This window comes from Corynebacterium sp. HMSC034A01, from assembly GCF_001838175.1.
In the GTDB taxonomy this organism is placed as follows: Bacteria; Actinomycetota; Actinomycetes; order Mycobacteriales; family Mycobacteriaceae; genus Corynebacterium.
Map to the genome: position 1 here is coordinate 58,601 of NZ_KV835973.1, position 23,702 is coordinate 82,302.

The window sequence follows — 23,702 nt, forward strand, 5'->3', positions numbered from 1 at the left end:
CATGAGCAATACTGCAGAGAACACCAAGCGCACCCCGGTTGGCAAGGACATCTCGTCCCGCCGCCGCGAGGCACGCGCACGTCGCCACAACCGCATCCGCAAGACGCTGCGCGGCACCCCGGAGACCCCGCGTCTCGTTGTGCACCGCTCCTCGCGTCACATCCACGTCCAGGTCATCGACGACCTCGCAGGCCACACCCTGGTCTCCGCGTCGTCCATCGAGGCGGACGTGCGCAACCTGGAGGGCGATAAGAAGGACAAGGCTGCCAAGGTTGGCCAGCTCGTCGCTGAGCGCGCCAAGGCTGCAGGCATCGAAGCAATCGTCTTCGACCGCGGCGGCTACAAGTACCACGGCCGCGTCGCGGCTCTGGCTGAAGCAGCTCGTGAAGGTGGTCTGAAGTTCTAATGATCACCGCAAACATCACCATCAACGGAAGGATCGCGTAATGGCCGAACGTGAACGGCGTGACGGCGGGCGCTCCGCCGACAACCAGAAGAACAACGACCGCGGCAACCGTGGTGGCCGTGGCCGCCGCGACGACCGTCGCAACAACCAGAACGACGAGCGCGATAAGTACATCGAGCGCGTCATCACCATCAACCGTGTTGCCAAGACCGTCAAGGGCGGCCGCAACATGTCCTTCACCGCACTCGTCGTCGTCGGCGACGGTGAGGGCATGGTCGGCGTCGGCTACGGCAAGGCAAAGGAAGTTCCCGCCGCGATCCAGAAGGGCGCAGAGGAAGCTCGCAAGAACTTCTTCCGCGTCCCGATGATCGGCGGCACCATCCCGCACCCGGTTCAGGCAGAAGAGGCCGCAGGCATCGTCATGCTCCGCCCGGCTGCTCCGGGTACCGGTGTGATCGCCGGCGGCGCTGTCCGTCCGGTGCTCGAGTGCGCTGGTATTCAGGACATCCTGGCCAAGTCCCTTGGCTCGGACAACGCCCTGAACGTGGTCCAGGCAACCGTCGCAGGCCTGAAGCAGCTTGTCCGCCCCGAAGAGGTGGCTGCCAAGCGCGGCAAGTCCGTCGAGGAAGTTGCACCGGCTCGTATGCTGCGCGCACGCGCAGGACAGGAGGCCTAAGCACCATGGCACTGAAGATTACGCTGCACCACGGCAAGATCGGCGAGAAGCCGACCACCCGTAAGAACCTCGAGGCTCTCGGTCTGCGCAAGATCGGCCAGTCCGTCGTAAAGAAGGACAACGCTGCTACCCGCGGCCAGATCCTCAAGGTGCGCCACCTCGTCACCGTTGAAGAAGTTGCAGGGGAGTAGATACACCATGGCTGACATCATCAAGCTCCATGATCTGCGCCCGGCAGAGGGCGCAAACAAGGCCAAGACCCGCGTTGGTCGCGGTGAGGCCTCCAAGGGCAAGACCGCTGGTCGCGGCACCAAGGGCACCAAGGCTCGTAAGCAGGTTTCCGCTGCTTTTGAGGGTGGCCAGATGCCGCTGCACATGCGTCTGCCGAAGCTGAAGGGCTTCAAGAACCCGAACCGCGTCGAGTACCAGGTGGTCAACGTCGCGGATCTGGCAGAAGCCTTCCCGCAGGGTGGCGACATCGCCATCGCCGACATTGTTGCCAAGGGCCTCGTTCGCCCGAAGCAGCCGGTGAAGGTGCTGGCAGAGGGCGACATCAACGTCGCGCTCAACGTCACCGCGAACAAGTTCTCCAAGTCCGCTGAGGAGAAGATCAAGGCTGCTGGCGGCTCCGCCAACGTCGTTGAGTTCTCCAAGCGTGCGTAAGAGCACTTAGCTTTACGACGAACCCCCGCCCCGGACATTCCCGTCCCGGGCGGGGGTTTCGCCGTTGGTGGGGGAGCGCATCCTGACACATTACGGCGGCCGTTAGCGCCGAGCTGGGCCGATAGGGTCCGCCTGACAGATTCCGCTGAGAAGTGTCTGGGGCGTGGGGGATTTGTTCACTGGCGCGGTCGGTCCGAGTGAACAAATACCTAGTTGGGTGGGCAATGTGTTCATTCTGCCCAGGTCGGAGAAATCGACGGGCGGATCTGTTCACCGGCCGGTGAATCAATTTTGGCGGGGGAGCCGGCCCCTCCCGCCACCTCTGACACATCACGGCAGCCGTTTGTGCCGACCTGGGCCGATAGGGCCCGCCTGACGGATTCCGCCACGATGCGTCAGCAGGGACGCCTGGGAGGAGACTGGGAGTCGCGCCCGAACCCAACCTGAAATATCAACTTTCCAACGAGGGCTGTTAGTGTAGTGGGGTCAAAAGACCGCCCCGCCGGTTTTCGCGTGCCCGCGAAACCTGGGCGAGGAGTCGAATGTCCACTACCTCCCGTCCGTGGCGCGGCGGGGGCCAGGAGGCTTTGTGTCCGCTATTGCTCAGGCGTTTAAGGACCCGGATCTACGTAAGAAGATCCTGATCACCCTTGCGCTGATGTTTCTGTACCGCGTCGGCGCCCAGATCCCCACTCCGGGCGTGGACTACGCGCTGATCAACTCCCGTCTGGAGGAGATCTCCCAGGGCGACCAGGCGACGATGTTCTCCATCATCGGCCTGTTCTCCGGTGGCGCGCTGCTGCAGCTTTCCATCTTTGCCATCGGCATCATGCCGTACATTACGGCCTCGATTATCGTGCAGCTGCTCACCGTGGTGATCCCGAAGTTTGAGGAGCTGAAAAAGGAAGGCCAGTCCGGCCAGGCGAAGATGACGCAGTACACCCGCTACCTCACGGTGGCGCTGGCGCTGCTGCAGTCCGCCGGCATCGTGGCGCTGGCGGACCGCGAGCAGCTGCTCGGCCAGGGCATGCCGGTGCTGATCGAGGACCGCAACATTTGGACGCTTCTGATGATGATCATCGTCATGACCTCCGGTGCGGTGCTGATCATGTGGCTCGGTGAGATCATCACCGAGAAGGGCGTTGGCAACGGCATGTCGCTTCTCATCTTCGCCGGCATTGCCACCCAGATCCCGTCTGAGGGCGCGTTCATTCTCCAGCAGTCTGGCGCGGTCACCCTGACCCTCGTCGTGCTGGCGCTGATCGCGCTTGTCGTCGGCATCGTGTTCATCGAGCAGGGCCAGCGCCGCATCCCGGTGCAGTACGCCAAGCGCATGGTGGGCCGCCGCCAGTACGGCGGGTCCTCGACCTACCTGCCGCTGAAGGTGAACCAGGCCGGCGTGATCCCGGTGATCTTCGCGTCCTCGCTGATGTACGTGCCGGTGCTGATCACCCAGATCGTCACCATGAACAACCCGACTCCGCCGGACAACTGGTGGATGAACCACGTGATGGCGTGGCTGCAGAACCCGGGTTCCTGGCAGTACATCCTCACCTACGTGGTGATGATCATCTTCTTCTCCTACTTCTACGTCTCCATCCAGTACGACCCGGTGGACCAGGCGGAGAACATGAAGAAGTACGGCGGCTTCATCCCGGGCATCCGTCCGGGCCGTCCGACCGCGGAGTATCTGGCGTTTGTGATGAACCGTCTGCTGTTCGTCGGCGCCATCTACCTCGCCGTGATTGCCGTTCTGCCGAACTTGGCTATGGACGCCGGCATCACCGGTTCCGGCCAGATGGGCATGAGTGCCTTCGGCGGCACCGCGATCCTGATTATGGTTTCCGTGGCTCTGACCACGGTCAAGCAAATTGAATCCCAGCTCCTGCAATCCAACTACGAAGGACTTCTGCGATAATGCGTCTCGTTCTCCTTGGCCCTCCCGGTGCCGGCAAGGGCACCCAAGCCACGATTCTCTCCGAGAAACTCGGTGTGCCGCACATCTCCACGGGCGATTTGTTCCGCGCCAACATCGGCGAGGGCACCCCGCTCGGCGTTGAGGCGAAAAGCTACATCGACGCGGGCAAGCTCGTGCCTACCGACGTCACCGCGCGCATGGTCGAAGACCGTCTGAACCAGGATGACGCGAAGGAGGGCTTCCTGTTGGACGGCTTCCCGCGCACCGTGGAGCAGGCTGAGATCCTCACCGAGCTGCTGGAGAAGAAGGGCGAGAAGCTCGACGGCGTGCTCAACTTCGTGGTCGACGAGGACGTGGTGGTCGAGCGCATGCTCGCCCGCGGCCGCGCAGACGACAACGAGGAGACTATCCGCACCCGTCTCGGCGTCTACCGCGACGAGACCGCCCCGTTGATCCAGCACTACGGCGACCAGATCATCTCCATCGACGCTGTCGGCGACGTGGACGAGATCAACCAGCGCGCGATGGAAGCGCTGGGCAAGTAGCCCTTTCAATCGAAGGCCGGTGTGTTCGCACCGGCCTTTCGCATTTTTGCTTATCGACGAACCAAAGGACCACAACGCAATGGTTTTCAGAAAACGCAAGATCGCGGCCAAGACGCCGGCTGAGCTCGACGCCATGGAGGCCGCCGGTCGCATCGTCGGCATCGCCCTGCAGGAGGTCCGCGCCGCCGCCAAGCCGGGCGTAAGCACCCTCGACCTCGACAAGGTGGCCGAGACGGTGATCCGAGATCACGGCGCGACCCCGACGTTTTTGGGCTACCAGGGGTTCACCGGCTCCATCTGCGCGTCGGTGAATGAGGTGGTCGTGCACGGGATTCCGTCGTCAAGCGTTGTGCTCGAAGAAGGCGACCTGGTCTCCATCGACTGCGGCGCGACATTGAACGGCTGGGTGGGCGACAGCGCGTGGTCCTTCGGCGTCGGCGAGCTGGCGCCCGAGGTGGACGCGCTCAACCGCGCCACCGAGTGGGTGCTCGCGGAAGGACTCAAGGCGATGGTGCCGGGCAACAAACTCACCGACGTCTCGCACGCGCTCGAGCTGGCCACCTTTGCTGCCGAGGAGCGCTTCGGGGTGGAGCTGGGCATCGTCGACGGCTACGGCGGACACGGCATCGGCCACACGATGCACGAGGATCCGTACTTGGCCAACGAGGGCAAGCCGAACCGCGGCCCCGTCATCCAGGAGGGGTCTGTGCTGGCCATTGAGCCGATGCTGATCCTCGGCGGGGAAGTGGACACCGAGGTGCTCGAGGACGAATGGACCGTGGTGTCTGTGGACCGCTCGCCCGCGGCCCACTGGGAGCACACCGTCGCGGCGACCGCCGAAGGCCCGAAAATTCTTACGTCGCGCGTGTAAATTTCTGGCGCGTTGTAGTGCGTTTGTTGGCAAAAGGGTTATACTTCCGCCATGTCTTACCGTCCCCGCCACGCAAAGCCGTCGCCGCTGAAGCGGCGCGCAACCACCTTCGCCGCCGGTCTCGGTGTCGTTGCCTCCCTGGCCGCCCCGGTGAACGCGCAGGCTGCGCCTTCGCAGAACCCGGTCGCAATGTCCAGCCTGGACTCGCTGTCCGAACAGGCCACCTCGGCCTTTGCCGACCTGGACAAGTCCGCGCGCGAAACCGCGTGGAACATCCGCAACGGTCTGCGCCAGCAGGCCGACGGCCTGGCCGCCATCAACCCGGAGCTGCCGGCGAAGGCGAAAAAGCGCATCGACGAGATCCTCGAGACCTTTTTCCCTGGCCTGATCGCGGAGAAGACCCCGAAGCCGAAGCCGGCTCCCGCCCCGAAGCCTGAGCCGGCACCGGCTCCCGCCCAGGCACCGGCACCGCAGCAGAACCCGCGCGGGGACTTCAACTACGGCCCGTGCCCGGCTGACGCGAAGGCCTGCGTCGACATCGACGGCCGCCGCTCCTGGCTGCAGAACAACGGCGTCATGTACTACCAGTCCGGCCTGATCGGGCCGGGCAAGCCGGGGCAGGAGACCCCGCGCGGCACGTTCTACGTCAACCGCAAGGTCAAAGACGAGATTTCCTGGGAGTTCGGCAACGCGCCGATGCCGTACGCGACCTACTTCACCTACAACGGCATCGCATTCCACCAGGGCGACCCCAACTACCTGTCCAACGGCTGCGTGCGCATGTACCGCGGCGACGCGGAGCGCTACTTCAACGACCTGCAGATCGGCGACAAGGTTTACGTGTTCTAACACTCGCCCGCTACAAGCCCCGGCTATCGCTGGGGCTTTTTGCGTTTTCGCAGGTAAATGGCTAATGTAGTCCAGCGGTGTTTGTGCATACCTGCACGAGCGCCGCATGTAACCGGTAAATACGTCTGCTGCCTGCACTTTCAGGCGGCGTAGGAAGTGGAGTGTATGGCGAAAGAAGGCGCAATCGAGGTTGAGGGCCGCATTGTCGAGCCCCTGAAGAACGCGATGTTCCGGGTCGAACTGGACAACGGGCACGAAGTTCTCGCCCACATCAGTGGCAAGATGCGCCAGCACTACATCCGCATCCTTCCGGAGGACCGCGTCGTGGTGGAGCTTTCCCCCTACGACCTGGACCGCGGGCGTATCACTTACCGCTACAAGTAAGCATTTCAAGCCTCCTCACCCAGATCCGCCCGACGGCGGATCGTGCACCTCTGGCCACGGTGGCTGGAGCCGCGCGTAATCTCAACCCACTCTCCGGCACGGCCCGGACAAAGCGTTGTTTGGCGTGGACGGGTGGGGAGAAAACCACCGTAACAACCCGAAAGGCACGTACCTCATGGCACGTCTAGCTGGTGTTGATCTCCCGCGCAACAAGCGCATGGAGATCGCACTTACCTACATTTACGGCATCGGTGCAACCCGAGCCAAGGAACTGCTCGAGAAGACCGGTATTTCTCCGGACCTGCGCACGGACAATCTGTCCGACGATCAGCTCGCTGCTCTGCGCGACGCGATCGAGTCCTCCTACACCGTAGAGGGCGATCTGCGCCGCGAGGTGCAGGCAGATATCCGCCGCAAGATTGAAATCGGCTCCTACCAGGGCATGCGCCACCGTCGTGGCCTGCCTGTCCGCGGCCAGCGCACCAAGACCAACGCGCGCACCCGCAAGGGCCCGAAGAAGACCATCGCAGGAAAGAAGAAGTAACCTATGGCTGCTCAGACTCGTTCCGGCGCGCGTCGCGGACGCCGCGCCGTCAAGAAGAACGTGGCCGCAGGCCACGCGTACATCAAGTCCACCTTCAACAACACCATCGTGTCCATCACGGACCCGCAGGGCAACGTGATCTCCTGGGCATCTTCCGGCCACGTCGGCTTCAAGGGCTCCCGTAAGTCCACGCCGTTCGCCGCGCAGATGGCTGCCGAGAACGCCGCCCGCAAGGCAATGGACCACGGCATGAAGAAGGTCGACGTCTTTGTCAAGGGTCCGGGCTCCGGCCGCGAGACCGCAATCCGTTCTCTCCAGGCCGCCGGCCTGGAGGTGTCTTCGATCTCCGACGTGACGCCGCAGCCGTTCAACGGCTGCCGTCCGCCGAAGCGTCGTCGCGTTTAAGGCTGAAAGGAAAGAGGTAAAGAGACATGGCTCGTTACACCGGCCCTGCTACCCGTAAGTCCCGTCGCCTCCGCGTCGACCTCGTCGGCGGCGACATGTCCTTCGAGCGCCGCCCGTACCCTCCGGGGCAGGCTGGCCGTGCTCGCATCAAGGAGTCCGAGTACCTGCTCCAGCTGCAGGAGAAGCAGAAGGCTCGCTTCACCTACGGCGTAATGGAGAAGCAGTTCCGCCGCTACTACGAAGAGGCGAACCGTCGTCCGGGCAAGACTGGCGACAACCTGCTGATCCTGCTGGAGTCCCGTCTGGACAACGTGATCTACCGCGCTGGTCTGGCTAAGACCCGCCGTCAGGCACGTCAGCTGGTCTCCCACGGCCACTTCACCGTCAACGGCAAGCACATCAACGTGCCGTCCTTCGCGGTGACGCAGTACGACATCATCGATGTCCGCGACAAGTCCCGCAACATGCTGTGGTTCGAAGAGGCTCAGGACGAACTGCTCGACGCCGTCGTTCCGGCCTGGCTGCAGGTCGTTCCGGACACCCTGCGCATTCTCGTGCACCAGCTGCCCGAGCGCGCTCAGATCGACGTCCCGCTGCAGGAGCAGCTCATCGTCGAGCTCTACTCGAAGTAAACTTTCGTTTGCTTCACCCCGCGCACTGCCGACGTGTTCGGCCGGTGCTCGAAAATCTTCCATTTATCCGTTCCTACCGGCTTCAAATAGCGGGAGCCGACAAAGGAGAAGTTCATGCTCATCTCTCAGCGTCCTGAACTGACCGAGGAGTACATCGACACCAACCGCTCGAAGTTCATCATCGAGCCGCTCGAGCCTGGTTTCGGTTACACCTTGGGCAACTCTCTGCGCCGCACGCTGCTGTCGTCCATCCCGGGCGCAGCCGTGACCTCCATCAAGATCGACGGTGTGCTCCACGAGTTCACCACGATCACCGGCGTCAAGGAGAACGTCTCTGAGATCATCCTCAACATCAAGGACATTGTCCTGTCCTCCGACTCCGACGAGCCGGTTGTCATGCAGCTTGCTGTTGAGGGCCCTGGCGACGTCACCGCAGGCGACATCGAGCCGCCGGCTGGCGTGGAGATCCACAACCCGGATCTGCACATCGCGTCGCTGAACGAGCAGGCTCGCCTCGAGATGGAGCTTGTTGTCGAGCGCGGCCGCGGCTACGTCCCGGCCATGCCCAACTCCGGCGGTGAGGCCGGCCGCATCCCGGTCGACCAGATCTACTCGCCGGTCACCCGCGTCGCCTACAAGGTTGAGGCGACCCGTGTTGAGCAGCGCACCGACTTTGACAAGCTGATCATCGATGTGGAGACCAAGAACTCCATGACCGCACGTGACGCCCTCGCGTCGGCCGGTTCCACACTGGTGGAGCTCTTCGGCCTGGCGCGCGAGCTGAACACCGCGGCCGAGGGTATCGAGATCGGCCCGTCGGCGCAGGAGACCGAGTACATCGCCGCGTACTCCACGCCGATCGAGGACCTGAACTTCTCCGTTCGCTCCTACAACTGCCTGAAGCGCCAGGACATCCACACCGTCGGTGAGCTCGCAGAGTGCACCGAGTCTGACCTGCTGGATATCCGCAACTTCGGCCAGAAGTCCATCAACGAGGTCAAGATCAAGCTCGCCAGCCTGGGCCTGACCCTCAAGGACGCTCCGGAAGATTTCGACCCGACCCAGATCGAAGGCTACGACGCCGAGACTGGCGACTACGTCGACACCAGCGCGGACGAGACCGAGTAACACCACAGAGCACGCGCTCAATTAACCGCACACGAGGAGTACGAAAATGCCTACCCCGAAGAAGGGCGCCCGTCTCGGAGGCTCGGCCGGCCACCAGAAGCACATTCTGTCTAACCTGGCCCTGGCCCTGTTCGAGCACGGCGCAATCAAGACGACGGACGCGAAGGCACGCATGCTGCGTCCGTACGCCGAGAAGCTGATCACCAAGGCGAAGAAGGGCACTGTGGCTGACCGCCGCGCCGTGGCCGCTGAGCTGTCGAACAAGGAGGTCGTTGCTTACCTGTTCAACGAGCTCGCACCGAAGTTCGCCAACCGCGAGGGCGGCTACACCCGCTCCATCAAGCTGGAGAACCGTGCCGGCGACAACGCTGCGATGACCCAGATCTCTCTGGTGCTCGAGGAGACCGTGTCTTCCGAGGCAACCCGCGCAGCACGCGCCGCCGCTTCCCGCCAGGCCGAGGAGGCCAAGGCTGAGGAGACCGCCGAGGCTCCGGCTGAGGAGACCGCAGAGGAGAAGTAGTCCAACACTTCCTCCCTTTGCGCCAAGCGCCCGGGTCGCACCGCAACGTCGGTGCGCCCCGGGCGCTTTGCTGTGCGTGCACGTTCCGGCGATAGAATGCCTCACCATGGACGACACGCTGCGCCTGCGCCTGGACATCGCCTACGACGGCACCGACTTCCACGGCTGGGCCCGCCAAAAAGGGGACCTGCGCACTGTCCAGCAGACCATCGAGGATGCGCTCTCGCTCGTTCTGCGCGCCGACGTCGCGCTCACCGTCGCCGGCCGCACCGACGCGGGCGTGCACGCCGCCGGCCAGGTCGCGCACGCGGACATTCCCTCCGAATCGCTCAACCAACGCTCGATTGAGGGGGATCCGGGGCGGCTGGTGCGTCGATTAGCAAAATTGCTCCCTGAAGACGTCCGTGTCTTCGGCGTCGCCCAAGCCCCCGCGGGCTTCGACGCGCGCTTTTCCGCGCTGACGCGCACCTACTGCTACCGGGTGACTACCCACCCCGCAGGTGCCGTGCCCACCCGCGCGCGAGACACCGCCGTGTGGCCGAAACCCGTGGACTTGGGCGCGGTGCAAGCCTGCGCCGACGCCCTGGTCGGCCTGAACAACTTCGCCGCCTTCTGCCGCCCGAAGGAGCACGGCACCACCATCCGCGAGGTGCATAGCTTCACCTGGCGCGAGGTCGAGCCGCACCTTTATGAAGCACGCATCACCGCCGACGCGTTCTGCTGGAACATGGTCCGCGCACTCGTGGCCACCTGCCTCACCGTCGGCGAAGGCAGGCGCGCGCCCCAGTGGCCGGAGGAGCTTTTGCTTCTCGACGCCCGCTCGCCCGACGTCCCCCTCGCCCCCGCCCGCGGGCTAACCCTGGTGGGAGTGGAATACCCGGAAGATGCCGACCTGGCGGCGCGAGCCGAAGCGACGAGAGCCACCCGCGAGATGTAGCATGCTTGGGTTACATCAGTACTGGGAGGTGCCATGACCACAGTCGCAGCCGCGTGGTTTGCCGTGGTGTTTTTCACCCTCCCCGGCTTCGTGTTCTCCTGGGTCGCCGGCATGAAAGCCCCGGCCGCAGGCGCGGCTGCCCTGCCGGTGACCTTCGGCCTGTTCGGCGTGACATCCTGGTTCTGGGGGCTGACCAGCGCGCCGTACAACCTGTGGACCTTCGGCGTGAGCATGGTCGTCGCCCTTCTGGCGGCCGCTGCGTGGCGGTACTTGTTCGTGCGCCGGGCGCGCCGGGGTGGGGCCGTGAGCTGGCGCCGAGCGCTGTTTCCCGGCGACGTGCGAAGGGAAAGCATCGCGGACCCGTACTGGGTGCTGCCCGCCGTCGGCGTCGGCGTGGGTGCGTTCATGGCAGTCTCGGAACGGCTGCGCTGGCTGGAGCGGATGCCCAACGGTGTTTTCAACATCGTCCAGGGGTGGGATGTGCAGTGGCACGCCAACCTGGTGCGCTTCATCATGGACGAGGGCATCGCCTCCGCCACCCGCATGGGCGAGCTGCAAAACGTGGAGTCGCAGCTGAAGCTGTTCTACCCGTCCGCCTACCACGCCGGTATCGCCCTGTTCGGCGAGACGGCGGGCCTGGATCCCATCCCGGCGCTGAACATTGCCTCTGCTGTGTTGCCCGCGCTGGCGTTGCCGGCCACGCTGGTGTGCCTGGTGTTCGCGTTCTTGCGCTCCACCGGTGTCACCGCGCAGATCGCGGCGGCGCTCGCCGCGATCATGGGCTACGCCGCGCCGCAGCTGTACTGGATCCCGGACTACGTGGGCATGTGGCCCTACCTCTTCGCCGTGGCGCTGACCGGCACCGTGACGTGGCTGCTTGTCACCGTGCCGCGCAGGCGCGCAAGCGCCCTGCCCGTCGCACTCGCGTTTGTGGCGGTGCTGTGCGTGCACCCGTCCGCAGTCACCATCGTCGTGCTCGCCGTCGGCTTCTACTGGCTGACCTCCACCCTGATCTCCCCGGAACGCACGCGGCTGACGGACACGCTGTGGATCGCCATGCCCGCCGTCGCCGGCGTTGCCATGTTCGTCCCGCAGGTGCTCGCAGGCTCCGCCCAGGCGGGCGAGGTGGCCTCCTGGCGGCCGGAAGAAACCCTGGGTGTCGGCGGGGCGTGGGGCACAGCGCTGCGGATGGAAACGCGCCACGTGCTGCAATTCTTCCCGGCGTACGACCCCACCGTGCTGCTCTGGCTCGCCGCCGCCGGCGCCGTGGTGTGCCTGCTGTGGCGCCGCCAGATCTGGCCGGTGCTGTTCTACGCGGTGTCCCTGGCCATTACCGCCAACGCCCTGGTGCCGTTCGGCAACTCGCTCGGCCGACTGCTCGACTACGTGGGCAACCTGCACTACAGCACCGGGCACCGCCTGATCATGCCGGTGGTCATGGCTGTCACGGCCTCGGCCGCTATTGCCGTGGCGGCGGGGATTCGCGTGGTCACGGCAGCGCCCGTCGCTAAGCGGTATGCGAAAGGCGAGCGCATCTCCGCAATCGCGGGCGTCGTTGTCGCCTGCATCGTCGCCTCCGCAGCGATCCCGATGCTCCGCGAACACACCGACCACGGCGCCGAGAAAACCTACGCCGCCGCCCGCGTCGCCGACCGCATGGTCGACGCCGAAGACCTCGAAGCCTTCGACTGGCTGGCCACCCAACCCGCCGCCTGGGAGGGCTTGACCGCGGGCGACCCCGCCGACGGCTACTCCTGGATGTACGCCTACAACGGCGTGCCCACCCTGAACCGCCACTACCTGTGGCCCAACGGCGGCCGCGGCACCAACGGCGACATCATGTACTGGAACGCAGACTTCATCGGCGAAGGCGAGCACAACCTCGTCGACGAGACGGTGGAGAACTTGAACGTGAAGTTCTTCTTGCTCAGCCCCGGCGCGTTCTGGCACTACCAGTACCCGCCGTACGAGATGCTGCGCGACTTCTGGGTCTCCAACGGTGTCACGCCCGTGTACCGCAAGGGCTCCACGGCGATCTTCGCGGTGAACAGCCAGTTCAGCGAGGCGGAGCTGGAGGAGATGGTTGCAGACGGGCAGGAAAACGGCTCCGACGAGCTGTTTGCGCTCGCGGAGGTGGGTACTGCGCAGTAAGCTTTACGCCAGGTGTTTTCTCGGGGGAGGGGAATTGTCATGGCGAAGCTTTTGCCAACCACGCGTGCCCAGGTGTCGGGGCATAAGTTCATGCGACGCCGCATGGAGCACGGCCTGATCTTCGGCGATATCCGCATGATCCACGATCCGCTGGCGTCCAGGCGCCGCGCGACCATTTTCGGCACCGCGGCGGTGGTGATGATCGCGGGCGTGATGGGGCTGTTTGCGTGGATGCGGCCGAACGCGGATCCGGGGGATGCGCCGATTGTGCGCGCCGCAGACGGCACGCTGTACGTGCGGGTGGGCGAGGCGGCGCACCCGGTGACGAACTTGGCGTCGGCGCGGCTGATCGCCGGCCAGGCTGCTGAGCCGGCGCGCATCGGCGACGAGAAGCTCGCCGAGTTGCCGCGCGGTGTGCCGGTGGGCATCGTCGCGGCACCCGGCATGTTCGCGCCCGAAGGCACGCCTTTGACCAGCTGGTCGGTGTGCGGTGCGGACACGATCACGGTGGTTGCGGGCAAGGCCCCGGAGCCATTGCCTGTCGACGCCGCCGTCCTCGCCGCCGACACCGCCCGCGAGTGGGTGGTTACTGATGAGGGGCGGCGCCTGCTGCCGGAAGCGGACACCCCGGAGGGCCGTGTGATCCGCCGGGCGCTGGGGATCACCCCGGATACGCCTCGGTGGACACCGCCGACGCAGGTCATTTCGGCGCTGGAGGAGCTGCCGCCAGCGGCGCTGCCGGATCCGCTGCCGCAGATCATCGACGCGGACGATACATCCTGGGCGTTGGCGGACGGCCGCATCCAGCCGGTCACCGACACCCAGCGCACTATGCTGCTGGACGCCGGGGCGAAGGCCGCCGTCGCGAGTCGTGAAAGCCTGGCAACCTATCCGGACGCGGAGGAGGAGCTGCGCCTGCCGGGGCAGCGGCCGCGGTGGGTGGAGCCGCACCTGGCGTGCGTGGACCAGGCCCGCGGCGGGGCGACCGTAGACGAGGTACCGGAGGGGATCGAGCTGTCCGGCAGGTCCGTGGCCACCCACTTCTCGGGGCTGGATGGCGGCTCCGTCGGGGTGGATTCGGGCCACGGGTTCCACGTCGTCTCCGCTAACGGGCTGCGCCACCGCGCACCGGATGCGGAAACACTGGCCAACGTGGGCGCGGCGCACGTCGAAGAGGTGCCGTGGGAGATCATCGCCCTGCTGCCGGAGGGCGCGGAACTGACCCGTGACGCGGCGATGACGGCGACGTACTAGGGCCGGCTGCTAGGCACGCCTGGCGCGCAGCGCGACCATCACCGCCGCACACGCGAGCGCCGCGCCGGCGAGCGCGCCGAGCCGGCCCACGGCCGCGTTGGGTTGCGGGTCCACGGGTCTCACCTGTGCGGTCGGGCGGTCCGCCAGCTCGTGCGGCGACAGTTGGGTCAGCACGTCCAGCGGGTCGATGGCGCCGCCGCCGGGTTGGGCGGAGGCGTCGAGAAGCGAGCGCACATGTTCCGGGGTGATGCCGGGGTAGCGCGACTGCAACAGCGCCACCGCGCCGCTGACCACCGGGGCGGCGAAGCTCGTGCCCGCGTACGGGTGCACGCCGTCTTTCACCAGCGTCCCCTCGGCCCACCCGCCCGGGGCGAGCGCCGCCGGCACGTGGCCCGGCGCGGAGAGCGCGGCGGGTAGGGAGTAGTCGGCGATCGTGTGGTCGTCGGCGCGCGCGGCCACCGCCAGTACGGTGGGGAAGCGGGCGGGGAAGACTTCGAAGCCCGGTTCGCAGTCCGGCCCGGCGTTGCCTGCGGCGGTGACGACAACCGCGCCTTGCGCCTCGGCGCGGTGGAGGGCGGCGGTGATGCCGGAGGTGTCGATGCGCGCTGCGAACCCGGGCTCCAAGCACGACACGACGGAGATATTCAGCACGCTGGCGCCCTCGTCGAGGGCGTTGTGGATCGCGTCGGTGAGCGTTTGCAGGTTGCCGGCGTCGACCTCGCGGTAGTGCGCCGAAGTCTGGCGGACCGAGATGATCTCCGCTTCCGGGGCGATGCCGAGGGTCCGCCCGGCGATGATCCCGGCGACGGCGGTGCCGTGGTTGTCGCAGTCGTGCAGCGCGTCGGCGGCCACGAAGTCGCGGCCCGGTCGCAGGTGCGTGATCTCGGGGTGTGGCGCGACGCCGGTGTCGATCACCGCCACGCGTACGCCGGCGCCGGTGGCGAATTTCCGCAGCGCCTCGGTTGCGGGTGAAGCAGCGGGCCTGTCGACGAGCGCTGGCACCGCGCACGCCACATCCTGTGCGGCAGCAGGCACCGGTGTGAGACTGAAGGCGAACAGGGCACTTGCGGCGAGTTTGCGCATGTTAGAGCCCCCGGATCATGTCGAACAACCCGGTCAAGTGCACCGCCAGCGGGATCACCGCGATGGTGGCGGCGATCTCTGCCCGCTCGAACCACACGATGGTGGTCGGCTCCACGTCCGGCACGCGCGGCGCCCATGCGACCGTCGCTGCTGCGGCAAGAGCCGCGAGCGCGGCGACGGCGATGCACGCCGCGTGCCCAGTCTGCGCGGCGGCGGCAGAGGCGGCGACCACGGCGGAAAGCGCCACCGCGGTCAGGCACGCCCGCGGCACCGACCAGTGCTGGCGCGAGGCGTAGACCACCAGCGCCGCGGCGACACCCAGGCAGAACGCGAACGTCCACGCCCCGCCGGCCCGCCCCAGCCATAACAGCGCCGGCACGCAGCACACGGCGATCGCCGCCGAGATGGCGGCGGCGATGGTGGACGCGGCGGCGCTGCGGGCGTCCACGTCGTACTGGTAGTCGTCGGAACGGTCAAACTCCTCGCCGGCAGTAGGCACACGCGGCACCGTCAGCCCGGCGGCGCGGGTAGCCGCGCCGGGCGTGGCCATCACACCGAGCACTCCGGTCAGCACGGTCAGCGCGGGCGGGGCGAGGGGTCCGGGCAGCCACATGCCGGCCGCGCCTGTGCCGGCGAGCACGCAGACCGCGACGGTGAACGCCACCTGCGCCGCTCCGGCTAACCTGAGCGCCACCCCGATCCCGACGGACACCGCCGCCGTGAGCAAACCCGCCAACGCCCCGAGTCCGAGCGAGGTTGCGCCGCCACCACCGGCGACCCACACGCCCGCGGCGAGCCCCGCCAGCAGCGGCACGGCCGCAAACGCCGCGCGCGATCTGCCTATCGACGCCACCGCCAACGCCAGCAGCGCCACCGCAGCAAGCGCGACCGGCCACGGGGCGAACACCCGCGCCAGCAGCAGCACTGCCGCAAGCCCTGAGAACGTCGCCGCCACGTCCAGCCCGCGCACCTGCCGGGCCGCATCGGCCGCCCCGGCCAGGGCGTCGGCCGCGTCGCGCACGACCGGCGGGGGCGTGGGCTCTTGGGGGTGGAGGGCGACGGTGGCGCCGTCGTGAAGCTTGAGCGCGTACAGCGGCGTGTGCATATCCAGCACCGCCCCGCCCGCGGTGGTGGCTTGCCACGGGCGGTGAACCTCCGGCAGCTCCACTAGGCGCGCGAGCTCCGGCAGCACCTCCGAAAGCGTCGACGACGTCGGCAGCGTGACGTCGATGTCGCGGTGGAACGCGACAACCGAAATGCGGACAGTGACGCGCACGATGTGGTGCGCAGACGTTGCAACCAACTTCAAAACCCCCGAAATATCAGGCGCGGCCCCCATTCGCCGCGCGACGGGAAACAGTATGGCTTACAATCCACAGCGCGTCCACAGTTCGGGGGAACTGTGAGAAAACACGAGGGGGGAAATCCACGATGCTTGGCCTCGACTACGACCAAGTGCTCGCACCAACATCCGGCAGCTCCGATGCAGCGATCGACGCCGCGCCGCCGCCGACCGGCAGCTTGCGCGCCGAGCCCGTGCCCGCGGCGCAGAAACCGCAGTCGCCGCCGGTGATAAAGATCCTGCTGCCGGTGGTGATGGTGGTGGCAGTCGGCGCGGTGATGGTGCTCATGGCCACCTCGGGCCGCGCCGTGAGCCCCATGATGCTGATCTTCCCGTTGATGATGCTTTTCGGGCTGGCCGGCATGTTCAACCCGCAGGAAAAGCAGGGCGACATCGACGAGACCCGCCGCGTCTACCTCCGCCACCTCGACGCGCTGGCGGTCAAGGCGCGCGCAAACGCCGCGATGCAGCGCACGCACGCCGCCGCGCTGCACCCCGCGCCGGGCGAGCTGGTGGCCGCGGTGCCGGTGGAGCGCGTCTGGGAGCGCACAGGTGCCCCGACGGTGCGCCTAGGCACCGGCGCGGGCGCGCTATGCACACCGGTTGACGTGGACGATCCGGGCAGCCCCGAGGACCTGGACCCGGTGTGCGCGGTGAGCCTGCGCCGCGCTGTCGCGGCGGTGAGCACGGTGCCGGGGATGCCGATGCTGGTGCAGCTCGACGCGTTTCCCGCCATCACGCTCGCAGGTCCTACGGCGGCCGATGTGGCGCGCTCGATCGTGTGCCAGCTGGCGTTCTTCTACGGCCCGGAAAAGGTGCGCATCGACGCGCCGTTCGCCTGGGCGAAGTGGCTGCCGCACACGCGCTCCGAGGGAGCGTTTCGCATTGCGCTTATTGACGCCAAAGGCTCCCCCGCACCCACCGACGCCGACCTGGTGGTGACCATCCACGACGACCCGGACTTCTTCGTCGACCCGGACGCGTTCCACCTGATCTGCACCGACGCGCTGCAGGCGGTCACGGCCCAGGGGGTGGAGCAGCTTGGCGTGCCGGATGAGTTCACGGAGGCGGAGGCGGAGTTCGTCGCTAGGCACTTAGGCTTCTACCGCCGCCCCGATGGCGCGGTGGAGGCCGGCGGGGACTTTCTGTCCATGCTGGGCGTGCCGGACATCGACGCCCTGGATGCACACACGATGTGGCCGGGGGTGCGCAACAAGCTCACCGTGCCAATCGGCGCGACCCCCGACGGCCAACCGGTGTACCTGGATTTGAAGGAGGCGGCGCTCGGCGGGATGGGCCCGCACGGGCTGTGCATCGGGGCGACCGGGTCCGGCAAGTCGGAGCTGCTGCGGACCCTGGTGGTGGCGCTGGCGGCAACGCACTCGCCGGACGAGCTGAACTTCGTGCTCGTGGACTTCAAAGGCGGCGCGACGTTTTTGGGTTGCGATTCGCTGCCGCACACCGCCGCGGTGATCACCAACTTGGAGGACGAGGCGGTGCTGGTGGAGCGCATGTTCGACGCAATTTCCGGCGAGATGCACCGCCGCCAAGAGCTGCTGCGGGCCGCCGGCAATTTCGCCAACATCACGGACTACACCAAGGCGGGCAACACGTTGCCGTCGCTGGTCATCGTGGTCGACGAGTTCACCGAGCTGCTCACCCAGCACCCGCACTTCGCGGACCTGTTCGTGGCGGTGGGCAGGCTCGGCCGCTCCCTCGGCGTGCACCTGCTGCTCGCCTCGCAGCGGCTGGAGGAGGGCAAGCTGCGCGGACTGGATTCGCACCTGTCCTACCGCATCGGCTTGAAAACGTTCTCCGCCGGCGAGTCCCGCCAAGTCCTCGGCATGCCGGACGCCTACGAGCTGCCCGGCGAGCCCGGCTCCGGCTACCTCAAAGCCGGCATGGACCTGACCCGCTTCCGGGCGGCGTACGTCTCCGGCCCGCTGACCCGAACCGTGGTGGAGCACCCCGGCGAGCAGCACGTGCGGCTGTTCACCGGCGACGAGATCGAGCGCACACCCACCGCCTACGTGGAGGAAGACCGCTCCACCACGCTGCTGGACGCGGTGGTGGCCAAGGCTGCGCAGGTCGCCGAGGTCCGCGGCATGCGCGCGCACCAGGTGTGGCTGCCGCCGCTGCCAGCACGTATCCCGCTGCCGCAGCTGGCGCAGACGGACGGGGCGCTCGGGCTTATCGACGAGCCGTTCAAGCAACGCCAAACCCCCTTCCACCTGAACCTGGATACTGCCGGCGGGCACGTCGCCATTGCGGGCGGGCCGCAGACGGGCAAGACGATGGCGGTGCGAAGCATCGTCGCCACGCAAATCCGCGCGGGGCTTGCCGTCTACATCATCGGCGACCTGCCGGAGCTGGAGGCGCTGCCGCACGTCGCCGGCGTGGCCAGCATGAAAGACGCCGAGCGCACCCGCCGCGTCATCGACGAAGTCACCGGGTTCCTGGACCACCCGCGGCCGGTGATGCTGGTCGTCGACGGCTGGCACGCCCTCGACGAGGACCTGCGCGAACCGCTCGCCCGCATCGCCTCCGAAGGCCCCGACGCCGGCATCCACCTCGTGGTGACCACCCAGCGTTGGAGCGCGATCCGCCCGAACGTGCGCGACCTCATCGGTACCCGCCTCGAGCTGCGGCTGACTGAACCGATGGACTCGCTGATCAACCGCAAACACCAGGAAAAACTGCCCGCCACGCCCGGCCGCGGCCTGACCCCGGACGGCAAAACCGTGCAGCTCGCCTTCACCAGCGGCGAGGACATTGCCCACCTCGCCACCACCGACCAAGCACCGGTGGAAAAGTTGCGGGTGCTCCCGGAGGCCGTGGCTACGCACTCGCTTCTCGACGGCCAAAGGATCCCCCTCGGCATCGGCGGGCCAAACCTCGAACCCGTGTACTCGTCCGAGCACGTGCTCGTGATCGGCGCCGGCGGCTGCGGCAAATCCACCTTCATCGCCAGCGCCATCACCGCGGTGGAGCACATGGGGCGCGAGGCCGCCCGCATGGTGGTGCTCGACCCGAGGCGCGCGCACCTGGGCCGGGCCAGCGAGGACATGGTCGCCGCCTACGCCGCCTCCACCAGCGCGATCACACAGGCCGCGAAATCGCTCGCCGTGACTTTGACCGAGCGCCTGCCCGGCAGTGATGTGACACCCGAGCAGCTGCGCGAGCGTTCCTGGTGGACCGGGCCCGAGCTGTACCTGATTATCGACGACTACGAACTCGTCGGCGAAGAACCCTTACGCCCAATCGCGGAACTTTTGCCGCACGCGGCCGATATCGGCCTGCACGTCGTGGCCGCCCGCAAGTTCGGCGGCGTCTCGCGCGCGATGTTCGGGCCGTTCCTCACCGCCGTAAAAGACCTGCACCCCGACGTGCTGCTCATGGACGGCACCCGCGACGAAGGCGCCATCTTCGGCGTGCGACCCACCCCGCAACAACCCGGCCGCGCCACCTGGATCCACGGCGAAGCGCGCGGCACCGTCCAACTCCCGGAGGCACCATGACCGAGCTGCGCATCACCGCCACCGACGCATCCACCGTGATCACCGGCGCGGCCAACATCCACCGCTTCGACGCACCCACCAGCCGCGAAATCGCCGGCACCGTCCGCAGCGTGTTAGGCCCCGACCCGCACGGCGCGCCGGTGCACATCGCCGCCGACCCGCAACGCCTGCGCGAACTCACCCACGCGCTCGCCGACTACGACATCGACCTGACCACCGAACCCCTCCAACCCGCCCCGCACACGCCCGACGACGCACCCGAAACCTTCCACCGGCCACCACCCGAGCAGGAATCGCGCTCCGGCACCTGGATCATCGCCGCCGTCGTCGCCGCAGTCGCCCTCGCCTGCGCCGCCGTGATCTGGGGCTTAACCAGCGGGGGAGCGCAGTCGCAGGCTCCTGCGCAGGAGGAAACGGAGCAGTCACAACCACCGTCACCGCCGCAGGTTGCCCAGTCGCCGTCTCCTGAGCAGCAGGAGGAACGGGCGGAGCAAACGTCGATAAGCATTGAGCGCGAGGGTCTCACCGTCCAACTCCCCGCGGGCTTCACCCTCGAAGCCGACGACGACATGTGGCGCGCCACAGGCGACGACCCCAACTTCCGGCTGCAAATCGCCGTCGAGCACCTCTACCAACTTCCGTCGCGCAGCATGGCCGAACAACTGCTCGCAGACATCGAAGCCGACCCGGAAGTCGAACTCGTCGACACCGACGGCGTTTTTGTGTCCTACCTCGAGCGCGCCGCCGACAGCTCGCAATCACTCTGGAAAACCTGGCCCAACGGGACGGTGCAGCTGTTCGTGGGCTGCCACACGCGCGCCGAACCCACCGTCGTGCAACGCGCCACCTGCCGCATGGCCATGGAAACCGCTGAATATAAGGGGGCTGACGTGGGGCCGTAAAAAAGTTTTGAAAACGATGGAACCGGAAGGGCCAAACGTCAGTCAGATATACGGACAGCACAGAAGTTGTCCGGCCCAACACACAACGAGGGGGAAAGAAACCATGGAGCAGTTCGCAACCGAAGCCGAGGTCATGCGCGCCGCTGCAGACCGCACCGACGACACCAACGCCGACGTCAACCGCGAAATCGACCGCGTCCAGCAAGTCGCCGAAGCCACCCGCGGCTACTGGGTGGGCAACGCGCAGCGCAGCTTCGACGACTTGATGCTGCGTTACGACGATGCCCAAAGGCGCCTCTCCGAGGCCCTGAGCGCAATCGCCGTGAACATCCGCGACAACGCCAAGAACTACGAAACCACCGACGCCACCAACACCGACAGCCTCCGCCAGATCGCCGGCGGACTCGCACTGTAAAGGGGAAACAATGCAGATCAAGTACGACTTCGCGCAGATCGCCGGCGCCGCAGAGGACATGCGCGCCTCCGCCTCCCGCATCAACGGCGACCTGGCCGAACTCAAGCAGATGCTCCAGCCCATGGCCCAGACCTGGGAAGGCACCGCAGCCGCGGCCTACCAGGCGCACCAGGCCAAGTGGGACCAGGCGGCAGCGGATCTCAACCAGATCCTCAACCAGATCGCCAACACCGTTGAAGACGGCAACACCACCATGCTCGCCGTCAACAACGCAGCCGCGAACAGCTGGGGCTAAACAAGACTTGCGTCGCGGGCCGTGAGCGGGCCGTTTTCATCGGGGGACGGGCACGGCTTGCAAGCGGCCCGCGGCGCAACCACTCGGGGGATACGGGGGACGTGCCGCCGCAGGTGATGGGGGAATCACCTGCGGCGGCACTTTTTTGTTTTCCGGCAGGTGTGCCGTAGGGTGTTATCCCTGTGTGTCCCGCCGGATGCGCTTTTCGGGTCTCCACCGGCCGCCGTCAAGCGCAAAGGGGCAGGCGAAGTATTTGGCCGGCAGCCATCTAGACAGACTTTAAGGAGTCATGCATGTCTACTTACCACCCGAAGAGCGGTGACATCACCCGTAAGTGGTACGTCATCGACGCAACCGACGTGGTGCTGGGCAAGCTTGCTTCCACCGTCGCAGACATCCTGCGCGGTAAGCACAAGCCGCAGTACGCACCGAACGTCGACACCGGCGACCACGTCATCGTGATCAACGCCGACAAGATCCACATCTCCTCCAACAAGCGCGAGCGCGAGATGCGTTACCGCCACTCCGGCTACCCGGGTGGTCTGAAGTCCATGACCCTGGGCCGCGCGCTGGACGAGCGTCCGGATCGCGTGATCGAGGAAGCTGTCAAGGGCATGATGCCGCACAACAAGCTTTCCCGTCAGTCCATCAAGAAGCTGCACGTCTTCGTCGGTGCCGAGCACCCGTACGCTGGCCAGCAGCCGGAAACCTACGAGTTTAAGCAGGTGGCACAGTAATGACCGAGCCGAACAACTTCGAAAACACCGCCGCTGAGAACCTGGGCACCGACGTCGACGCCGCAACCGCCGCGACCGAGGAGTTCAACTACACCATCGGCGACGCCATCGCCCCCGAGGCTGAGGCAACCGAGGAGACCGTTGAGGTCGCTCCGCTGCACGAGGGTCCGATCCAGACCGTTGGCCGCCGTAAGCGCGCCATCGCTCGCGTGACCGTCGTCGAGGGCGAAGGCAAGATCACCGTCAACGGCCGCGAGTTCGAGGACTACTTCCCGAACAAGCTGCACCAGCAGGACATCCTCACCCCGCTGACCCTGCTCGAGCGCGAGGGCCAGTTCGACATCAAGGCCAACATCTCCGGTGGCGGCCCGACCGGCCAGTCCGGTGCTCTGCGCCTGGCTATCGCCCGTGCACTGAACGTCTACAACCCGGCTGAGCGCACCACCCTGAAGAAGGCTGGCCTGCTCACCCGTGACGCCCGTGCCGTGGAGCGCAAGAAGGCAGGTCTGCACAAGGCCCGTCGCGCACCGCAGTACTCCAAGCGTTAATCGCTTTTTGCGCGCGTTATACGCCGTTGTCCGTTTTGGACGGCGGCGTTTCGCGTTGTCAGGGCAGGGTTTGTCGCGTAGGGGTGGGTGCTGCGGGTGTCAGGGTCCTGTGCTTCGGGGTCCGAAGAGTTGGTCGAGTGCTCCGCGGTCGGTGTTTCTCAAGTGGTATCCCCGCGGTGAGACCCACCAGGGCGCGCCTCTGATCATCGCGATGCGGCCGCGTTTGTTGCGCCAGGGGTCGTCGTCGTTGATGCGGTTGTGGTACGTACACAGCGGCACCAGGTTGTTCATGTTGGTGTAGCCGCCGTGCTTCCACGCATCCACATGGTGAATCTCGGCACCATACGCCCCGTGCCTGCAGCCTGGGAAGGCGCACACGGGTGAGACCATGCATGCCATATCGCGCTGCTTCTGGTTGGCGAAACGCTCGGTGTCGTACAGGTTCACCGCCCCTTCCTCCGGATGGAACGCGGCAACCTCCAAGGCCTCGCCGAACTCTTGCTGAAGGTATTCTGCCCCGGTCATCATGGTGCCGTCAGTCAAGGTGAGGATGACGTCGTCGCCGTCGCCGGCCATGATGCGGGCGTGCTCCGAAATCGGCACCAGCACGATCGGACGTGGCGCGGCGGCAACCACCCCGCCGGTTGTGCCTTCGACGATGCGCCAGAACGCCTCTTCCATCTGGGCTGCTGCCGGTTGTGTGGTGTCGATGTCTTGCCGCAGGCGGTGTTCGAGGTCTGCGGCTTTGCGGTCGGTGGTGTCAATCGTGATGCGCGCCCGGCCGTTCTTCGGGGCGGAGAACGCGACCTGCTTCTTTTTCGGGGTGTCATCGTCGCGGGGCACCAGCTCGCGTGCGGCGCGCTCGATCGCGCGGTACCCGCCGGTGACATCCAACAAGGCAAGGCGCAGCCGCCACCGCTCGCCGGCATCTTTCACGCCACCGATACGCCGTTCGATCAGCGCGAGCTCGTCCAGGGAG

Annotated in this window: 26 protein-coding genes; 23 read left to right on the plus strand and 3 right to left on the minus strand. The window is 66.5% G+C overall.

All coding sequences use genetic code 11. The features are described from left to right. Position 1: 1 nt before the first annotated feature. The 17 genes from rplR (at position 2) to eccB (ending at position 13,883) form a co-directional block, all read left to right on the plus strand. Positions 2 to 406, plus strand: coding sequence for a 50S ribosomal protein L18 (gene rplR / locus HMPREF2791_RS08000; protein WP_070474976.1), 405 nt, complete (start codon positions 2 to 4; stop codon positions 404 to 406). Between the two features lie 40 nt (positions 407 to 446). Then, on the plus strand, positions 447 to 1,082 hold the full coding sequence (gene rpsE / locus HMPREF2791_RS08005; protein ID WP_070474975.1) for a 30S ribosomal protein S5: 636 nt from the start codon (positions 447 to 449) through the stop codon (positions 1,080 to 1,082). Positions 1,083 to 1,087: 5 nt separating this feature from the next. Next, positions 1,088 to 1,273 carry a 50S ribosomal protein L30 gene (gene rpmD, locus HMPREF2791_RS08010; RefSeq protein WP_070474974.1) on the plus strand — a complete coding sequence of 62 codons (186 nt, stop codon included), beginning with the start codon at positions 1,088 to 1,090 and terminating at the stop codon, positions 1,271 to 1,273. Between the two features lie 7 nt (positions 1,274 to 1,280). Next, the gene (gene rplO / locus HMPREF2791_RS08015) at positions 1,281 to 1,745 is read left to right on the plus strand and encodes a 50S ribosomal protein L15 (protein ID WP_070474973.1); all 465 of its coding nucleotides are present in this window, start codon (positions 1,281 to 1,283) and stop codon (positions 1,743 to 1,745) included. A gap of 589 nt (positions 1,746 to 2,334) precedes the next feature. Further along, on the plus strand, positions 2,335 to 3,663 hold the full coding sequence (gene secY, locus HMPREF2791_RS08020; protein WP_070474972.1) for a preprotein translocase subunit SecY: 1,329 nt from the start codon (positions 2,335 to 2,337) through the stop codon (positions 3,661 to 3,663). Beyond that, positions 3,663 to 4,208 (plus strand): adenylate kinase, encoded by a 546-nt coding sequence (locus HMPREF2791_RS08025; RefSeq protein WP_070474971.1) that lies wholly within the window; start codon positions 3,663 to 3,665, stop codon positions 4,206 to 4,208. Before secY ends, HMPREF2791_RS08025 begins: the two co-directional genes overlap by 1 nt. Positions 4,209 to 4,287: 79 nt before the next feature. Further along, on the plus strand, positions 4,288 to 5,079 hold the full coding sequence (gene map / locus HMPREF2791_RS08030; protein ID WP_070845034.1) for a type I methionyl aminopeptidase: 792 nt from the start codon (positions 4,288 to 4,290) through the stop codon (positions 5,077 to 5,079). A 51-nt stretch (positions 5,080 to 5,130) separates the two neighbouring features. Then, entirely contained in the window at positions 5,131 to 5,928 is a 798-nt protein-coding gene (locus HMPREF2791_RS08035) for a L,D-transpeptidase (RefSeq protein WP_070844967.1), read from the plus strand. Between the two features lie 165 nt (positions 5,929 to 6,093). Further along, complete coding sequence (gene infA, locus HMPREF2791_RS08040; protein WP_019193979.1) at positions 6,094 to 6,312, plus strand: translation initiation factor IF-1; 219 nt, start codon at positions 6,094 to 6,096, stop codon at positions 6,310 to 6,312. 175 nt (positions 6,313 to 6,487) lie between these two features. Next, positions 6,488 to 6,856 (plus strand): 30S ribosomal protein S13, encoded by a 369-nt coding sequence (gene rpsM, locus HMPREF2791_RS08045; RefSeq protein ID WP_034997293.1) that lies wholly within the window; start codon positions 6,488 to 6,490, stop codon positions 6,854 to 6,856. Positions 6,857 to 6,859: 3 nt separating this feature from the next. Continuing rightward, positions 6,860 to 7,261: a 30S ribosomal protein S11 gene (rpsK, locus tag HMPREF2791_RS08050; RefSeq protein ID WP_063937554.1), complete on the plus strand. Its 402-nt coding sequence runs from the start codon at positions 6,860 to 6,862 to the stop codon at positions 7,259 to 7,261. 26 nt (positions 7,262 to 7,287) lie between these two features. Beyond that, positions 7,288 to 7,893 (plus strand): 30S ribosomal protein S4, encoded by a 606-nt coding sequence (gene rpsD, locus HMPREF2791_RS08055; RefSeq protein WP_070474968.1) that lies wholly within the window; start codon positions 7,288 to 7,290, stop codon positions 7,891 to 7,893. A gap of 114 nt (positions 7,894 to 8,007) precedes the next feature. Beyond that, positions 8,008 to 9,021, plus strand: a complete 1,014-nt coding sequence (locus HMPREF2791_RS08060; RefSeq protein WP_034997298.1) for a DNA-directed RNA polymerase subunit alpha — start codon at positions 8,008 to 8,010, stop codon at positions 9,019 to 9,021. A gap of 46 nt (positions 9,022 to 9,067) precedes the next feature. Next, a complete protein-coding gene (rplQ, locus tag HMPREF2791_RS08065) occupies positions 9,068 to 9,541 on the plus strand; it encodes a 50S ribosomal protein L17 (RefSeq protein ID WP_070474967.1) in 474 nt (157 codons plus the stop codon). A 106-nt stretch (positions 9,542 to 9,647) separates the two neighbouring features. Beyond that, on the plus strand, positions 9,648 to 10,478 hold the full coding sequence (gene truA, locus HMPREF2791_RS08070; protein ID WP_070844968.1) for a tRNA pseudouridine(38-40) synthase TruA: 831 nt from the start codon (positions 9,648 to 9,650) through the stop codon (positions 10,476 to 10,478). Between the two features lie 33 nt (positions 10,479 to 10,511). After that, positions 10,512 to 12,629, plus strand: coding sequence for a DUF6541 family protein (locus HMPREF2791_RS08075; protein ID WP_070844969.1), 2,118 nt, complete (start codon positions 10,512 to 10,514; stop codon positions 12,627 to 12,629). 39 nt (positions 12,630 to 12,668) lie between these two features. Further along, the gene (gene eccB / locus HMPREF2791_RS08080; protein ID WP_070844970.1) at positions 12,669 to 13,883 is read left to right on the plus strand and encodes a type VII secretion protein EccB; all 1,215 of its coding nucleotides are present in this window, start codon (positions 12,669 to 12,671) and stop codon (positions 13,881 to 13,883) included. Between the two features lie 9 nt (positions 13,884 to 13,892). On the opposite strand, the gene HMPREF2791_RS08085 is transcribed toward eccB, so the two are convergent. Both HMPREF2791_RS08085 and eccD read right to left on the minus strand, forming a co-directional pair. Beyond that, a complete protein-coding gene (locus HMPREF2791_RS08085; RefSeq protein ID WP_168168296.1) occupies positions 13,893 to 14,918 on the minus strand; it encodes a S8 family serine peptidase in 1,026 nt (341 codons plus the stop codon). A 49-nt stretch (positions 14,919 to 14,967) separates the two neighbouring features. Next, the gene (eccD, locus tag HMPREF2791_RS08090; protein WP_168168297.1) at positions 14,968 to 16,269 is read right to left on the minus strand and encodes a type VII secretion integral membrane protein EccD; all 1,302 of its coding nucleotides are present in this window, start codon (positions 16,267 to 16,269) and stop codon (positions 14,968 to 14,970) included. 128 nt (positions 16,270 to 16,397) lie between these two features. On the opposite strand from eccD, the gene eccCb reads away from it, so the two are divergent. From eccCb to rpsI, 6 genes are all read left to right on the plus strand, one after another. After that, positions 16,398 to 19,826, plus strand: a complete 3,429-nt coding sequence (gene eccCb, locus HMPREF2791_RS08095; protein ID WP_070844973.1) for a type VII secretion protein EccCb — start codon at positions 16,398 to 16,400, stop codon at positions 19,824 to 19,826. Beyond that, the gene (locus HMPREF2791_RS08100) at positions 19,823 to 20,728 is read left to right on the plus strand and encodes a type VII secretion-associated protein (RefSeq protein ID WP_070474960.1); all 906 of its coding nucleotides are present in this window, start codon (positions 19,823 to 19,825) and stop codon (positions 20,726 to 20,728) included. Before eccCb ends, HMPREF2791_RS08100 begins: the two co-directional genes overlap by 4 nt. A 103-nt stretch (positions 20,729 to 20,831) precedes the next feature. Continuing rightward, entirely contained in the window at positions 20,832 to 21,143 is a 312-nt protein-coding gene (locus tag HMPREF2791_RS08105) for a WXG100 family type VII secretion target (RefSeq protein ID WP_034997307.1), read from the plus strand. A gap of 10 nt (positions 21,144 to 21,153) precedes the next feature. Continuing rightward, the gene (locus HMPREF2791_RS08110; RefSeq protein ID WP_070474959.1) at positions 21,154 to 21,438 is read left to right on the plus strand and encodes a WXG100 family type VII secretion target; all 285 of its coding nucleotides are present in this window, start codon (positions 21,154 to 21,156) and stop codon (positions 21,436 to 21,438) included. A gap of 293 nt (positions 21,439 to 21,731) precedes the next feature. Further along, positions 21,732 to 22,175 (plus strand): 50S ribosomal protein L13, encoded by a 444-nt coding sequence (gene rplM, locus HMPREF2791_RS08115; protein WP_034997310.1) that lies wholly within the window; start codon positions 21,732 to 21,734, stop codon positions 22,173 to 22,175. Then, positions 22,175 to 22,723, plus strand: a complete 549-nt coding sequence (gene rpsI / locus HMPREF2791_RS08120; protein WP_070474958.1) for a 30S ribosomal protein S9 — start codon at positions 22,175 to 22,177, stop codon at positions 22,721 to 22,723. The genes rplM and rpsI overlap by 1 nt, the downstream gene beginning before the upstream one ends. A 99-nt stretch (positions 22,724 to 22,822) precedes the next feature. On the opposite strand, the gene HMPREF2791_RS08125 is transcribed toward rpsI, so the two are convergent. Beyond that, positions 22,823 to 23,702, minus strand: an 880-nt coding sequence (locus tag HMPREF2791_RS08125; protein ID WP_070844974.1) for an HNH endonuclease signature motif containing protein, incomplete at its 5' end; no start/stop codon positions are given.

Bases quoted from the DNA above. Each gene is read 5' to 3' on its own strand.
- rpsE (WP_070474975.1), top strand. From the start codon at position 447: ATGGCCGAACGTGAACGGCGTGACGGCGGGCGCTCCGCCGACAACCAG.
- rpsM (WP_034997293.1), top strand. From the start codon at position 6,488: ATGGCACGTCTAGCTGGTGTTGATCTCCCGCGCAACAAGCGCATGGAG.
- HMPREF2791_RS08025 (WP_070474971.1), top strand. From the start codon at position 3,663: ATGCGTCTCGTTCTCCTTGGCCCTCCCGGTGCCGGCAAGGGCACCCAA.
- rplQ (WP_070474967.1), top strand. From the start codon at position 9,068: ATGCCTACCCCGAAGAAGGGCGCCCGTCTCGGAGGCTCGGCCGGCCAC.
- HMPREF2791_RS08075 (WP_070844969.1), top strand. From the start codon at position 10,512: ATGACCACAGTCGCAGCCGCGTGGTTTGCCGTGGTGTTTTTCACCCTC.
- HMPREF2791_RS08035 (WP_070844967.1), top strand. From the start codon at position 5,131: ATGTCTTACCGTCCCCGCCACGCAAAGCCGTCGCCGCTGAAGCGGCGC.
- rplM (WP_034997310.1), top strand. From the start codon at position 21,732: ATGTCTACTTACCACCCGAAGAGCGGTGACATCACCCGTAAGTGGTAC.
- eccB (WP_070844970.1), top strand. From the start codon at position 12,669: ATGGCGAAGCTTTTGCCAACCACGCGTGCCCAGGTGTCGGGGCATAAG.
- map (WP_070845034.1), top strand. From the start codon at position 4,288: ATGGTTTTCAGAAAACGCAAGATCGCGGCCAAGACGCCGGCTGAGCTC.
- HMPREF2791_RS08105 (WP_034997307.1), top strand. From the start codon at position 20,832: ATGGAGCAGTTCGCAACCGAAGCCGAGGTCATGCGCGCCGCTGCAGAC.
- HMPREF2791_RS08060 (WP_034997298.1), top strand. From the start codon at position 8,008: ATGCTCATCTCTCAGCGTCCTGAACTGACCGAGGAGTACATCGACACC.
- rpsK (WP_063937554.1), top strand. From the start codon at position 6,860: ATGGCTGCTCAGACTCGTTCCGGCGCGCGTCGCGGACGCCGCGCCGTC.
- eccCb (WP_070844973.1), top strand. From the start codon at position 16,398: ATGCTTGGCCTCGACTACGACCAAGTGCTCGCACCAACATCCGGCAGC.
- infA (WP_019193979.1), top strand. From the start codon at position 6,094: ATGGCGAAAGAAGGCGCAATCGAGGTTGAGGGCCGCATTGTCGAGCCC.
- rpsI (WP_070474958.1), top strand. From the start codon at position 22,175: ATGACCGAGCCGAACAACTTCGAAAACACCGCCGCTGAGAACCTGGGC.
- truA (WP_070844968.1), top strand. From the start codon at position 9,648: ATGGACGACACGCTGCGCCTGCGCCTGGACATCGCCTACGACGGCACC.
- HMPREF2791_RS08100 (WP_070474960.1), top strand. From the start codon at position 19,823: ATGACCGAGCTGCGCATCACCGCCACCGACGCATCCACCGTGATCACC.
- rplO (WP_070474973.1), top strand. From the start codon at position 1,281: ATGGCTGACATCATCAAGCTCCATGATCTGCGCCCGGCAGAGGGCGCA.
- rpsD (WP_070474968.1), top strand. From the start codon at position 7,288: ATGGCTCGTTACACCGGCCCTGCTACCCGTAAGTCCCGTCGCCTCCGC.
- HMPREF2791_RS08110 (WP_070474959.1), top strand. From the start codon at position 21,154: ATGCAGATCAAGTACGACTTCGCGCAGATCGCCGGCGCCGCAGAGGAC.
- rpmD (WP_070474974.1), top strand. From the start codon at position 1,088: ATGGCACTGAAGATTACGCTGCACCACGGCAAGATCGGCGAGAAGCCG.
- rplR (WP_070474976.1), top strand. From the start codon at position 2: ATGAGCAATACTGCAGAGAACACCAAGCGCACCCCGGTTGGCAAGGAC.